Origin of the sequence: Pseudoxanthomonas kaohsiungensis (assembly GCF_010211765.1) — a bacterium.
In the GTDB taxonomy this organism is placed as follows: Bacteria; Pseudomonadota; Gammaproteobacteria; order Xanthomonadales; family Xanthomonadaceae; genus Pseudoxanthomonas; species Pseudoxanthomonas kaohsiungensis.
Map to the genome: position 1 here is coordinate 36,951 of NZ_PDWO01000007.1, position 13,375 is coordinate 50,325.

15 protein-coding genes are annotated in these 13,375 nt (G+C 67.2%); 4 read left to right on the forward strand and 11 right to left on the reverse strand.

From position 1 onward, the window contains the following. The first annotated feature begins 2 nt into the window (after window positions 1-2). The 4 genes from CSC66_RS08970 (at window position 3) to CSC66_RS08985 (ending at window position 1,732) form a co-directional block, all read left to right on the forward strand. The gene (locus CSC66_RS08970; RefSeq protein ID WP_162377062.1) at window positions 3-650 is read left to right on the forward strand and encodes a hypothetical protein; all 648 of its coding nucleotides are present in this window, start codon (window positions 3-5) and stop codon (window positions 648-650) included. 10 nt (window positions 651-660) lie between these two features. Then, window positions 661-897: a hypothetical protein gene (locus CSC66_RS08975; RefSeq protein ID WP_162377063.1), complete on the forward strand. Its 237-nt coding sequence runs from the start codon at window positions 661-663 to the stop codon at window positions 895-897. Between the two features lie 5 nt (window positions 898-902). Then, on the forward strand, window positions 903-1,196 hold the full coding sequence (locus tag CSC66_RS08980) for a hypothetical protein (protein WP_162377064.1): 294 nt from the start codon (window positions 903-905) through the stop codon (window positions 1,194-1,196). A gap of 98 nt (window positions 1,197-1,294) precedes the next feature. Continuing rightward, complete coding sequence (locus tag CSC66_RS08985) at window positions 1,295-1,732, forward strand: hypothetical protein (RefSeq protein WP_162377065.1); 438 nt, start codon at window positions 1,295-1,297, stop codon at window positions 1,730-1,732. 184 nt (window positions 1,733-1,916) lie between these two features. Here CSC66_RS08985 and CSC66_RS08990 read toward each other — a convergent pair whose 3' ends face one another. The 11 genes from CSC66_RS08990 to CSC66_RS09040 all read right to left on the reverse strand — a co-directional run bounded on the left by CSC66_RS08990 (window position 1,917) and on the right by CSC66_RS09040 (window position 13,362). Further along, window positions 1,917-2,606, reverse strand: coding sequence for an SOS response-associated peptidase (locus tag CSC66_RS08990; protein ID WP_238394349.1), 690 nt, complete (start codon window positions 2,604-2,606; stop codon window positions 1,917-1,919). A gap of 425 nt (window positions 2,607-3,031) precedes the next feature. Beyond that, window positions 3,032-3,217 (reverse strand): carbon storage regulator, encoded by a 186-nt coding sequence (locus CSC66_RS08995; RefSeq protein ID WP_162377067.1) that lies wholly within the window; start codon window positions 3,215-3,217, stop codon window positions 3,032-3,034. A gap of 46 nt (window positions 3,218-3,263) precedes the next feature. After that, window positions 3,264-3,533, reverse strand: coding sequence for a hypothetical protein (locus CSC66_RS09000; protein ID WP_162377068.1), 270 nt, complete (start codon window positions 3,531-3,533; stop codon window positions 3,264-3,266). 13 nt (window positions 3,534-3,546) lie between these two features. Further along, a complete protein-coding gene (locus CSC66_RS09005; protein ID WP_162377069.1) occupies window positions 3,547-4,194 on the reverse strand; it encodes a hypothetical protein in 648 nt (215 codons plus the stop codon). Between the two features lie 93 nt (window positions 4,195-4,287). Beyond that, window positions 4,288-5,022 carry a hypothetical protein gene (locus CSC66_RS09010; RefSeq protein ID WP_162377070.1) on the reverse strand — a complete coding sequence of 245 codons (735 nt, stop codon included), beginning with the start codon at window positions 5,020-5,022 and terminating at the stop codon, window positions 4,288-4,290. Window positions 5,023-5,224: 202 nt separating this feature from the next. Continuing rightward, a complete protein-coding gene (locus CSC66_RS09015) occupies window positions 5,225-6,139 on the reverse strand; it encodes a DUF6685 family protein (RefSeq protein ID WP_162377071.1) in 915 nt (304 codons plus the stop codon). 22 nt (window positions 6,140-6,161) lie between these two features. After that, a complete protein-coding gene (locus tag CSC66_RS09020) occupies window positions 6,162-6,578 on the reverse strand; it encodes a hypothetical protein (protein ID WP_162377072.1) in 417 nt (138 codons plus the stop codon). A gap of 26 nt (window positions 6,579-6,604) precedes the next feature. Then, on the reverse strand, window positions 6,605-11,212 hold the full coding sequence (locus tag CSC66_RS09025) for a hypothetical protein (RefSeq protein ID WP_162377073.1): 4,608 nt from the start codon (window positions 11,210-11,212) through the stop codon (window positions 6,605-6,607). 11 nt (window positions 11,213-11,223) lie between these two features. Then, a complete protein-coding gene (locus tag CSC66_RS09030; protein ID WP_162377074.1) occupies window positions 11,224-12,270 on the reverse strand; it encodes a hypothetical protein in 1,047 nt (348 codons plus the stop codon). Between the two features lie 26 nt (window positions 12,271-12,296). Then, window positions 12,297-12,815 carry a hypothetical protein gene (locus tag CSC66_RS09035; RefSeq protein WP_162377075.1) on the reverse strand — a complete coding sequence of 173 codons (519 nt, stop codon included), beginning with the start codon at window positions 12,813-12,815 and terminating at the stop codon, window positions 12,297-12,299. 43 nt (window positions 12,816-12,858) lie between these two features. Continuing rightward, entirely contained in the window at window positions 12,859-13,362 is a 504-nt protein-coding gene (locus CSC66_RS09040) for a hypothetical protein (protein ID WP_162377076.1), read from the reverse strand. Between the last annotated feature and the right edge of the window lie 13 nt (window positions 13,363-13,375).

Here is a 13,375-nt window from a genome sequence, read left to right on the forward strand (position 1 = left end):
ACATGAACTCTGAGCCCCCCTCGCGCAAGATCAATCCCTACCAGCCCGTTCTGCAGGCGATTTCTCAGAACGGCCGCATCGTGGGACTTGAGTCGCACGCGGCCTTGCCCGACGGCAAGCACGACCTGTTCTTGGCCGCACCGCCCGCAGCCTACGCCGGCACCGGTGAGTCCGCCGCCGAGCATGCGGCCATCGCCTTCGCGCTGGAGACAGACCAGGGTCTGGACTTCCTGCGCTGCTGGAATGAAGGCGATTATGCGGCCATCAGGCGCGATTGGCCGGAAGCGCCTGCCGCGGTGTTCCTTTCGGATCCCGTGATCGCTGCCCTCAGCTGCAAGAACGAAGCGGTCAGCGTCCGCGACGCGCTCGTACGCCTAAGCGAGGCCGTTTTCGGCCGCGAGCTCGGCGATGAGCCGGACGTGTATGCCGATCATGACAAGCTCTGTGAACTGGCGCGCATTACGCGAACAGCGTTGGCGTCGACCTCGAAGGGTTTCGGCGGCCGCGCCGATACCGCAGGTTTCCTGGCTGTTGGCCAGGCCGTGGCACTCATTAACCTAGAGCCGGCGAAGTCCGCGCGTGTCGCGCACGCGCACACGTTGCTCCAGGACTTCCTTACCAGCGCGTCCGTACAACGTCCACAGCAGTGAGCAGGCAACAATGAAAGCCGCAACGTTCAGTTTCGAGGGCCAAGAGTTGACGGTGGCACAGATCCGGGAGCATGTCCCGGTGCTGGGCGAATCCACCATTCGCTCGCACTTGCGAGCCGGCCGAAACACCCGCGCTGCCATGCTGAACTTCAATTCGACCATCGCCAGCCGACAGGGCGGCCGCGAGGCGGCGGAGCGTGCCCGGAAGGCCGGCAGCGAAACCCGGTGGTCCGGTCGGGGATTCTGACCTGCATGGCTGATCTCTCGGTCATCGACCATGCGGCGCTGGCCATAGTGGCCAGGTGCCCTGACGGGATCCTGCCGGCCGCTCTGGGCTACGGGCTGCTGAAGTCCGGAGCTGTGACCACGGAGCGTCCGCGGATCAAGCCGCAGGGCGCGGCATTGATCGCCGCACGCCCCGCTCGCCGACTCGAACAGGCCGGTTTGATCTGGTTCCACTTCGCCGGTGAGTACCGGGAGGGCTTCAAGATCACGCTCGCAGGACAGCGTTACCTGAACAGCCTGCACCCTCAGCAGGCGGCCTGAGTCGCGCCAGTCAGCCGACAGACGGGTTGCCCCGATACCCGCCTCGTAGAATGTGCGGTCGCACAATTTTCCTTGTCGTCGCAGGAGCAGGTCGTCTCATGGCGTGGTTCATGGCCAGTGTGGCCGTAGTGGCAGTGATCGCGGGCCTGTTCTGGTTCACCCGGATTTGGAAGCAGGACATGCGGCGCCTGACCACCTCGGTGGTGCGCCCGCTCGAACGGTCCATGGAGATCGGGCTGGTCGCGGCCCAGCGGTGTGACCGCATGGACGAGCGCTTGGCCAGCACCGAGCAGCAGCTGCGCGAGAGCTTGGCGCGGGAATCCGCCTTGGCCGCCCAGAATGAAGAGCTGCGTGGCACTCGGCAGGCCCTCCTGGACGTGCTCACGCAGGAGCGGGACAAGAACAACTGCCTGCATCGCGAACTGGCCAGCGCCCAGGCACGTGCCACCCGCGCAGAAATGCTTCTGGACGGCCTCGCAGGCCCCGCGGCGAATACTGGCACCCGTCCTACCCTGAGCGTCGCCGCCGCTGGCTGAGGCAGCCTCTGGTGCCGAATTGACCGCGCCGGCGCCCTCGCCGACCGGTCGTCCCCACGATCCATAGCCGGCCACCAGGTGGCCGCCGGCGAGTGCGGGGCCTTCCATGCCCCGGGCGAGCCGGGGCGCTGTGGAGGGCTGCGGGGCGATCGCAGGCGTAGCCTGCCCGGTCATACCGCCCCGATCAGGGGTCGCCCGGCGGGGGCACCGGGTCCAGGAAATCCGGCCCTCCGGGATTTCCTCTGGACGAGTTCACGCGCGTCGACACACGGCGCTGCTCCACTTCCGGGAACGGGGCGGCCAGGAGCATCCCCATCGCGTCCTCGGCACTGGCGCGCATCCACTCGGCCGCCTGGTCGGCCTCCAGGAAGATTGGCGTCCTGTCGTGCAGATCAAAGCGCTCGGGTGCATCCGAGGTGATGATGGTCACCGACCCGGCTTCGTCCTCGTCTTGCAGGCGATGCCGCGGCTCCCAGAGGCCGGCAGCGTAGAGCGTGCGGTTGTCATGCGGGTGGATGTAGTAGGGCTGCTTGTACTTCTTCCCGCCGGCCTGCTGCTCCCGCCACTCGTACCACCCGGCCATCGGTATGAGGCAGCGCCGGCCGGCTTTCCATGCCGCGCGAAAGGAAGGCTTCTCGGCGACCGTCTCGACCCGGGCGTTGATGGTCGAATAGCTCATCTTGAGATCTTTCGCCCACGGCGGAATCAGACCCCAGCGCATCTTGCGCACCGCCAGCGTGCCGCCATCGTCCATCAGCAGCGCCATGCGCTGCGTGGGACTGAGGTTGTACCGGGCCTCGATGTTGGCCAGATCGTCTTGGACGGCCGCCGGCCAAGGCGTCAACGCGTTCCCGAAAAGCGAGAGCTGGACCACCCGTCCGCACATCGTCAGGCCCCCCTCTGTTCTAGCTCCGCGAGCCGCCTTGCCGCGGCGTCCCTATCGCTACCGCGCCAAGTCTGATGCGAGAGCCAACGCAGGTGTTTGCGTTCTGCCGCGAGCAGCAACGCGTCATGATGCCGGGCGACCCAGAGCTCGACGCCGGCCCTGCCAGACTCGTAGCTCGTGCACGGCCGCCGCACCGGTTCCGCACGATCGGGGTAGCGCAGCAACGCAAACCAGCGCTGCCCCGCCCCTTCGTCCAGGCGCGCTACCTCGGTGCCGCCCAGATAGTAAGCATGGGGCGGGCCGTCGGTCGCGTGCCCGAAGATCGACATCCACCTACCGTCCATGGGCGGTAGTGTGCACCTGGTCGTCGCACCCGCTGTGACGGCCCGAAGGACCCGTATTCAGGCGGGTTTTCAGCGGTCGCCGGGCTGTCCTTCCCGCTGGATCCGGTCGTAGACCTCGCCGCGGTGGACCTCTACCTGGCGGGGCGCCTCGATCGCGAACCGGACGTGGCCGCCGGAGCTCAACTGGGCGACCGCTACCAGGATGTCTGTGCCCACCCGGACACCCTCGCCGGCGGCGAGCTCGAAGATCTGCATGGGAAGGAGTCGGGGAAGCGGGACGCCGAATCTATCAGCTCCCAAGTCAGCTGGGTTGGTACCCTTCCGCTGGGTGCCACGGGGCTTGGTGCGAGTCCTGCGCCCGCTTCAGTGCCCGGCGCGTCCCGAGCTCGTCGACCGTCCACGAGGCGATCGAATCGCAGCCGTAGGCATCGGTCTGCCAGATGATGCCGCTGTCCAGGTCGACCGACAGGAACACCTGGCCAACGTAAACGTGCCTCCCCGACGCCAGCAGGCGCGCAGCCTCTGCCGTTTGTGCCGGCGTCAGATCCTGCGGGTAGCAGTCGTTGGCCACCGCCGCCGCCGGGTCAATGCGGCCGCGGCGATTGCGCAGCGATGTGGTCGACCATTTCCTGCGCTGCGGCTACGCCCTGCTCCATGAGCTCGGCCAGCGGCGTCCCTGGGACGTTCGCGTCGGCCAGCTCCTCCCGCACCGTGCGGTCGATCCCGGCCCAGATCGACTGGGCCTGCTGCAGCAGCGCGTGGATCTGTGCGACCGCTTCGGCCGGCTCGATCTGCTCCACGCCCAATGCCTTCACGGCGCCGGCGTGCAGATGGCGCGCGAAGTCCTCCGCGGTGCGATCCACGCGATCGACCACCGAGTTCAGCACGTTCATGGTCGAGGGGTCATAGAGCTCGAACGTGGTGCTGACGATGTTCTGGCCAGCGCCCACCCGCGCATGCAGGTTGCGCAGGGCTAGGGCAGTTCCGTTCACCTGCGTCACCAGGGCCTTGTAGGGCTCGCCGATGTACCCCTGGTCGCGCAACGCGTTGCGCACGGCGAACAGACGGGCCTGCAGGACCGAATCGAGCACGTCCTGCCAGTCCGCATGCTTGGCGGGGTCATCCAGGATGGCGCCATAGCCGCCTTCCTTCATCAGGTCCTCGACCAGGTGGCCCACGGCGCCGCACTCGCGCCAGGCGGCCAGTTCAGTGGCGGCAGTGGGTTCGGTCATGGTCACGCCCTCGGTCAGTTCACTTTCACTTTCGTCAGCATATCGGGTTGGAGGGCGCTCTGCACGGGGCATGAGAAGCCTCCGCGGATGGGCTCAGTTCCGCATTGCCTCGGCTTTGTCCTTCATGCCCTGCGCTTGTGCATCTTCTCGCGCCCGCTCGCCGCGCACACGTGACAAGACGCCGTCGACGTCCTGGTTGCTGACCGGCACGACAGCAAATGCCTGGTGGCTGGCAGGGCTCCAGCTGGCGCGCGAGATCCGCACGCCAACCTTGTCCGTGTACCAGTACGACGGCGCGCCCTCACCCTCGAAGCTCGTGGCCTCCGTCCAGTCCACGGCGAGCAACCGGTCCTCGATCGTCGGCAAGCGACGCCCGAGAGGGTCGCTGGAAGGATTGTGGAAGGTGATTCCATGGAACCGAAGCTCTGCCAGCGGCACCAGGCTCACGTCGCCACCTTGCGGAGCAACCAGCTCCAGGACGGCGCGCGTGTAGGGAACGCCCAGGAACGAGCCCGCTGCCCTGACGCAGGAAAGCGATACATGGGGTCCGGATCCAGGCAACGAGTCGAAGGCATCGCCGCAGTCGTTGAACCCCATCGCCTTGGCATCCGCCGCGTTGCCGGCGAACTTGAACCCCCCGATCTGGCTGACGTAAGGCTGGCCGTCAACGTGACCGGATACGTCGATCACCGCCGCCAACTCCAGCTGCTTGGCCTGCTCAGCTGCAGCACGTTCCCTGTCCACGAGTTGTTGGGAGGGTTGGCAGCCCGTGCCACCGACGATGATCAGGGTCAACAAGCTGGCAACGATGGTCGAGCTGGTGCGCATGGGCGTCTCATGTACCGACGGAACGAACTTTGGTAATGGTATCGATTCAGCGTGTGCTGCGCACCCGGGCCACCATTCGGCATCGAAGGGAGGCAAGTTCGGCAGCTACACCGCTACCCACCCGCTCTGGGGTATTGAAGGACCCCGCCGCGGCCGGCGGCCGAAGGCCGGCCGTGCATCGTGCCCAGCCGCTCGCAGACGATCAGATTCGAGGCCGGAAAGGTTCGGGTTCCTCGTCAGCAAGGTCCAATGGGATCAAGGCGGCCGTGCATTGGCGCTGGAGCTCCGACATGACCTCCATGGCTGGACTGGCGTCGAAGAGCGCGATGACCTGGCTGGCCGCGTGGCTGGCGCGCGGCAACAAGATTGCTCGGTGGGCATCACCGCTCGATCCGCCGTAATCCGCACCCCCCAGACGGGGCGGCATCTCACACGTCAAATAGGGAACGCCACCGGCGCGGAAGGCATCGGTCAGGGCGTTCATGAATCGCGCATCGTGGCGCACGGCGTACACGGCAAACTCGCCCTGAATCGCGCGCAGCGCTGTCTGGTCGACCGAATAGCGCGTCAGGGGTGCCCGGAAGCGCACGTTCTCGCCGAGCTGGCCGGCTATGTAACGCGCTGCAGCGAAGCGATGGGATCCCTCGCTGTTGGACAGGAACACCCGCCCATCGTAATCGTGCACCACCAGCGAATCGGAGGCGGTGTCTTGACGCCTCCAGTGCAGCAGGTGCCCCACGGCGGGTAGGGAGACGTCCTTCAGGGCCCAGGCCGCGTTGTCCAGCGCCCACGCGTCCAGGCACCGGTGGCCGTGCAGATCGCTTTTCGAGGCGGCCATGCCCTGGATCTGGCGGATATCGATTGTGACGGTCGTCTGACTGCTGACCACGAGCTGACGGAAGGCTGGGATCTCGCGAAAGCAGGCGCTGTAGTCGCCGAACGGATCACGTCGCCAGTAGGTCAGCCTGCCAGATCCGAACCTCTCCCAATGTGGCACATCGCTCAGTGCCACCGATTGGCGGACCAGGGGGCGACGCAGCACGTCGGAACCGTTGGCGAGCAGCTCGCGGATCCGGCGCAGATGCGCACCGGGCATGAAGGGGTCGAGCACCCGCATCAGATTCATCGATCGGCCAGCGTTATGGACGCAGAGAGCGCGTGTCGTCGTCCTCCAGCGCTTCGTCGGCGGCGATCCGACGCGCGTAGGCGGCGGCCTGATCGAGGGCGGCCAGACGTTCGTCGATCAGCGTGTTGATGTGCACGGTGCGATGCGGCGCGAAAGCGACCAGCAGGCGATCGAGCTCGCTCACGCCGGCCTCGGCGGTATGTCGATCGAACAGGCTCCAGTTCGGCTGGTAGGGGCTGGGCGGGTCGAACTGCAGCTTGGGGAAGTTTGGCACGCGGGGCTTGTCGATGCGCTTCACCACTCGTTCTCGGGCGTCCATGATCACGAACGCGGTGTCCGGCAATGCATTGGCGAATCGTTCCTTCAGCTGGCGCCACGCGTCGACCTCAGCGCCGATTACAGCCGCCCGTTCCATGTTGCTCACCGACATTCCATTTTGCTCCGTCATTGGGCGGCTCAGAACGACGCCGCCAGGCGCACTTCCACTTCCTCTTCGGCCCGCGGGCCGTCCGGCTTGAGCCCTCGACGGAACATCGGCATGCCAGCTGCTACCGCATCGCGCATGGCCGGTGTGATCTGCAGGGCATGCACCGTGGTCATCGGCGCATCCTTCCCCACGAACAGCGACCGTCCTTCCTGCAGCAGGGATTGGGCCTGGTAGTAGTCCACCTCGCGCCCATCCTGCGTGCGAAAGCAGTCGAATTTGGCCAGATCATCGATTTCGTCCGGCAGCAGCAGCACCAACGACGATTCGTCACCCGTGGGCGTCTCGATGGACGTGCTGTCCACGGCACCACCCAGCGGCCGTGCCCACCTGCCGACGGCGGCCGGCAGGATGTCGTCGTAGAACCCGCGCATGCCGGTGCCACCCACGGCCAAGTTCTGTCCCTGGATGCGGCCGCTGGACTTGGCCAGGATCTGGTCAGCCACGTCCTTTCCGAAGACCTTGGACGCCGGCAGACCGATGGACCTGCGCTCGGGGCTGTAAGTCACGATGCCGGCGGCGTCAACCTTGGCGTTGTAGACGATCTTGCCGTCCTTGATCGCTGCCACGGAGGTCTGCGGACCGGCGTTGACCCAGTCGATCGCTTCCACGTGTTGGCGAAGCGCCGAACTGTAGCGCTGGATCTGGGTGTCGCCGGTGGTCCACGCGACCTGCTGGTATCCAGCATCGGCGGCCCAGCGCACCAGGCGGCGGAACACCAGCATCGACCAGTCTTCCGAACGCTTGAACGGCGTCGGCGCCACCGCGACCGGCTCGGCCAACTGGCTTTCGATCATGTGCACCCGCTCGTGGATCTCAAGCCGGCGTGCGGCCTGCTCCTCGCCATCGCGCGGCAGGTCGCACAGCTCGGCCTGGAGCGCAGCACGCTCAAGGCGAAGGAGCAGGCGCTGTGCTGCACTCTCATGCGAGAGGTAACCGTGCTGGCGGCCGGCCTGGGCCCAGTCGGACTGGATCTCCTCGATCAGCAGGGTGCGAAGCCCATGCTCATCGGTGCGCTCGCTGAAACGGGCGTGCACCAGCACGTTCTGCTTGCCCTTGAAATGCGTGGTTTTGTAGCCCAGCTCCGCAACGGTGTCCCGATGGGCCTGTTCGACACTGGCCGTAGCGTGGAACCGGCCAACGGCCGCTTCGATGCGGTCCTGCGGGGCAGAATCCAGACATGCCTTGGCTTCTCGCATGGCGTCGCGAGCGACACGATGCTCCGGCGTCATGGGCGCATCGAGCACCAGCAACAGCTCGCGGTAGCTTGCCTCCGCAACCGGGTCGGCGTGCTTGAGCTGATGGCCCGGGTAGTGCGCGGCGCCCTCCCCCGCTTTCCAGCTCGCGTTCATCGCCTCTCGCACGTGCGGCGGCACCGCGCTGAAGTCGCAGAGGTCCCCGTTGGGGCCCACGATGCTCACGTAGCTGCCGTTGACCCGTACTTCCCAGCCAGATTCCTCCAACGCGGCGTTGGCGATGTCCATCTGCCCCATCACCTGCTCGCGCAGCTTCGGCACGTGCTCGCGCACATGGTCGGCAAGGGCTTCGCGGGTGACGGCGCCGGACTGGGCCTGTAGCCACGCGTCCACGCCAACCCAGGCCCGCTCGGTAGCCTTGCACAGGCCCCGCCGCTGCGCGCCGTCGAGCCACCCCAGCCACTGCTGGGCCGATGCCTGGCGCGGGGCGCCGCCGGTCTGCTCGATCGCTCGCAACAGGGCGGAGTAGAACACCGGCTCCGCCGCCGCGGCCGCGCCGCCGCGCTTGAAGGCCATCGCCGGCGCCGGCTCGAAGCTCTTCAGGGCGCCGAGATCCCAGATCACGAAGTTGTAGCTGCCGCCGTCGGCGCTGGTGCGCGACTGGCCGTCGAGATAGCGCAGGCCCGAGTAGCCGACCTGTCCCAGCACCTGGGAGGCCAGTGCATCGCCGCCGACCGCGCCTTCCAAGGCCCGATACAGATCGCGGCCCAGCTGCTGGTACGTTCCGCCGTAGGCGTTCCACTCGCGCGATAGCGCCTCGGCCTGCGGGCCGGGCAGGTGCGCCAGGATCTCTCCGAACTGCTCGGCGGTGACCTTCTCGTCCCACTGCAGCAGGCGTGCCTCATCGGCGACGTCGGCCTCGTAGATCACGCCCTCGGCCTGCAGGTGCCGGGTGTCGGCCAGCACCGTCTGCGGATCGGCCAGGATCTGGCAGACCGCTTCAGCCTCCCGGATGAACCAGCGGGTATCGCGGGCCGAGCTCATGGCCGCGTCCAGCGCGGGGGCATCGTCAGCGGCGCGAGCCGCGGCGATCCGGGCTTCGTCATCGGCCAGGTAGGCCTGCAAGTTCGCCAGCCGTTCGGCCTGCTCGGCGGCCACCTCCGCCCGAGCCTGGTCCAAGCTGCGGCCCTGGTTGAGGTAGTGGGCCAGGTCCCGGCGGGCCGCATACAGGCCCTGCGACCAGCCCTTGGCGAGCATTGCATCGGCGCCCTGCTCATGGGCGATGTAAACGCCCGCTGCCTTCACGTCCTGCGCGTGGAAGCGCTCGATCCGCGACAGCGCGCCGAGCACGTGGCCGCGGCGCGGCTCGTCCATGCCCTCGCCCATGCGCTGCATGTCTTCCACACGGTAGCCGCTGGCCAGCATGTGCAACAGCCACACCGCTTCCTCACCGGCACCGGCGCCCAGGTCGCGCTCTGCCAGCGGACGGATCTCCTCGCCCGGGACCAGCACGTTGCCCCAGCGAACCGGGTGGGTCCGCGCCGCGAGCTTGCTGCGGTAGAACTCAGCCACATCCCGGGCTTCGGCCAGGTACAGGCCGTAGCCGAACGTGTTGGCCCCCTCGCCGCTGCGGTTGAAGCCCAGCGACGGCTTGTCGAATCGGTACGGTGAGCCGTGGAAGACGCGCCGGAAGGCGACGCCGGCCAACACCGGATCCACGCGCATGTCGAAGATCGACACGGCCTGGTCCGGATGGAACGTCCGGTACTCCAGTGCCATGCCGCCGCAGAACTCGAAGCCGGCGGCCTCCACGACGTCCTTGGGCCGGTCGAACTGGTCCTCGGACGTGAAGATCCCTTGGAACACGAACCCGTCGTAGCCGGCGCGCTGCGCCAGCTCCACGCACCGCGCATCGTCGGCCACCGAATAGCAATCGGTGTAGTCGTGCGGCACCAGGTCAGCCGGATCGACGACACCATCATCGGGATCGTCGCGGTCGTAATCGAATGCGGGCGGGTGGTGCCTCAGGTAGCCGGCGATGCCGGCGAAGGCCTCGCGAGCCTCAGCCGGCGACACCCTGCCGTTGGCGGTGATCGCCGCCTCGAACTGGGCGAAGGTGATCATCGGGTCCTCCAGATCACCGAGCTGCATCGGATTGCGCAGGTCCAGGTAGCAGGCACTGACCCGCGGGATCGCCGTGAAACCGTCGTTGCCAGCTGCATACACACTGGCCACGTCCGGGGAGACCGTGTACGGCACGCTCGGCAGCCGGGTGTGCTGCGCGTTGGGCTCGTCGGTCGGGCCGTACTGGCCGCGGTAGACGACCCGCAAGCTACCGTCGGGGTTGCGCACGGCGCTGTTGGCCAGCAACGCTGTATCCGGACCACGCTCGGCCCGTCCGCCCGCGGTGCGGAAGGCCAACTGCAGGTCCGACGCCAGTGCGTCGCGACGACCGCGCTCCTGCCAGCGCTGCAGCGCATGCCCGACCGCAGCACGGGCCGCGTCCAAGTCGGCGATCAGCTCGCGCCCGCCCAGCGTGGCCTGCTGTGGTGGCGGCGAACGCCGGAACAGCTCGACCAGGCTGGCAAGCAGCTCCTGCAGCCACTGCATCAGACGTGCGACCAGATCCCGGTCTTCGATCGACGCCCAAACCTGCGGGTCGAGCAGCAGGTCACCGACAAGGTCGGCCACCGCTTCCTCGCGGATCTCATCGTCCGGCAGCGCCTGGCCTTCGAGCTCGGTCTGGCGATGCAGGTTGCGGTAGTAGCGCGCGAAGGCCTTCTCGTCGATGGCCGGCCGCAGGGCGTCGACCAGGTCCCGGTACAGATCCGGCTGCTGGAAGCGCATCTGGTGCAGGGCTTCGTGGCCCAGCACCGCCAGCACCGGGAACTCGGTGGCCACGTTCACGTAGATCCGGCGATCGCCACGCGTGCGCGTCAGCGCGCCGGAGAAATTCATCCGGTCGTCGCTGCCTTCGTACCGGATGAACACCGGCTCCACGTCCAGCAGCTGCGCCAGGGCGCGAGCCTTGATGCCTGCGTAGGCATCCGGACGGGCAAGGCGCCAGCCGGCCGCGTCGGCGTCCGGCCCCATGGCCTTGCGCAGGCTGGCGCGCAGCTCCCGCAGGGTGTCGCGATCGCGAAGGATCGCCGCCTCCGGCAGATCCCGCTCCACCGCGCCGGGGAAGATCCCGCGCAGTGAGGAAAGCGCCAGGCTCAGCTCCGTGCGCACGTAGCGCCCGGGGTGCACCTGGGTAAAGCCCAGCTCGCGGACCGCGCGTGGCACGCGGCGGTCACCGATGCCCTCGATCGCGAGATTGGCGCCGGCGGCGGTGTGCTCCACTACCAGCCGGGCGCCGTCTGCCGAAAGATCCGCCCAGCGCATGGTGCCCTCCATCAACGCAGCCCCATCCGCGGGGCCGCATCCTCGTCCAGGTACGGGGTCGGGTCGAGCATGGCGTTGCCCAGCGCCCCTCGCTGCGCCTCATCGAGCCGGCCATCGCCAATCCATGCCCACAGGCCAGGGCGGCCGTCGCAGGCCTCGTCCTGCGGGATCAGGCACAGCTCGATCTGCGGGTACTCTGCTGCCAGCGCCACCGCCTGACGGCGCAGGGCATTGAGCATGACTTCGCGCTCGACCAGCTGGCCCTGGTCTTCGGCATGGGCATCACCGACGACGGCGAATTCGCTTTCGATAAGCACGCCGTATTGGCCATCCTTGATCGCGATGAAGGTCATCTCCCCCCACAACTGCTCGCTCAGGCGCTCCCGCAGGTGCGGGTCGACCCGCAGGCGATCGGCCTCGGGCCCCACCAGGTTGTCCACCACATCGCCCCACCGATCGGTCAGGCCCGGATTGATCATCCAGCTGCCCATCGCCCCGCCGGGCAGCTCTACCGCGATGTCGCGAGCAGCCGACGAGTACGTCCGCTCGGCTTGGCCGTCGATGGCAACCGCCTTGAGCGGCACCGGCTCGCCGGCGACGCGCTTCATCAGCGCGGCTACCCTCTGGATGCCGAAGTCCGTTTCGGTCAGTCGCTGGAACTGCGGCAGACTCTGCGCAGTGCGGAGTGCATCTTCCTTCTGCTTGCGCAAGGCGCTCAATGCCTCGACCACCAGCAGCTCATCGTCCGACGACAGGACCAGCACCGGCTGCCCTGCGGTCAGCGCATGGTGCTCGGCCGTCATCTTGGCCAGACCTTCAAGCGCGATGGCGACCCGCGACTTGATTTCCAACATCGACTTCGGCCCGACCACGTCGAACTTCGGGAACGGCACGTAGTTGTAGGCCGTACCGAACGCCGCGGCGAGGAACTTGCCCGGGTCGGCCTGCATCTCCTCGCGCAGGCGCGCATCCAAAGCGCCCTCGTTAGCGATGAACTCCTCGCGCAGCTGCTCAGCCACCTGGGGGTCGCGCTTGTAGAACGGGTTGACGTTGCTCATGTCCGGATCTCTTGTGGTCGGCGGACTCAGGGGCGCGGCACGGCTTCGTCTTCCAGCTCTTCTTCGTCGTCCTCCTCCAAGGACGGCGCGTCGAGCATGGCGTCCACGTGGCCGGGCAGAACCTGGGCCTCGAACGTCAGCACCTCGCCGACGACGGTGTTGCCATCGGGATACGTCACTTCCACCAGGCGCTCGTCATCGACGTCGTCGGTGTCGCAGTCGATGGCGACGACCTGCGCCGGGTAGTCGGCCCAGGCGCACTGGATGACCCCGCCGGTCACCTCCATGCCGATGCGCGGCGGGATGAACACCGGAGAGCTCTGCAGGCTCAGCTGCATCGCCTTCTGATGCAGCAGGCTGCCTTTCAGCGCGCTCTCGTAGACGTGCATGACCGCGCTGCGGTCATCCTTGAAGCGATTCGAGTCGGCCAGCGGGCACACGGTCAACGTGCGTGGACCTTCGCCTTGGCTGGCCCACAGCTCCCAGCCTTCCTGCGAAGCGGCCGCAGCGTCCTGCTGCGTCCAGGTGTGGTTGTTCTCGGTCATAATTCATTGTTCCTGCGGCGGGGCGATCGACGGAAGCGGGTGATCAGGGCGACGGGCGTCCAGCGTTCCGAGCTTCCTGCGCAGCCAGGACGGCTGGCTCGTACTTGGCGTATTCACCCGGCATCACGTGCGCCCGGTGCGTGGTCACCGATGCCGTTTCCACCGAGCCATTGTCCTGCGGCAGATCCACCAGCGTTTCGTCGTCGCTGTACTCGTACTCGTAGTCGATGATCATCAGGTCCACATCTTGATCAGCGAACACCGACTGCACGACCCCACCGGTGAAGTTGATCCCAACCTTCGGCGGGATGTACGCCGGCGAGGTCTGCAGACTCAGCTGCAGCGCCTTCAGGTGCAGCGCGCTGCCGCCCATGGCCTTGGTGTAAACGTGCGTCAGGGCCTCGACGTCGGTGGCGAACTTCTCCAGGTCGTCCTCGCGCTGGATCTCCAGCTGCTTGGGAGCGGTGTTGTCGGTCGAGAACAGGTTCCATCCCTCGGCCGCGGCAGTGTCGGTATCGGCGTCGGTCCAGGGGCTCGGGTTCGTCATCGTCATGGCCTGA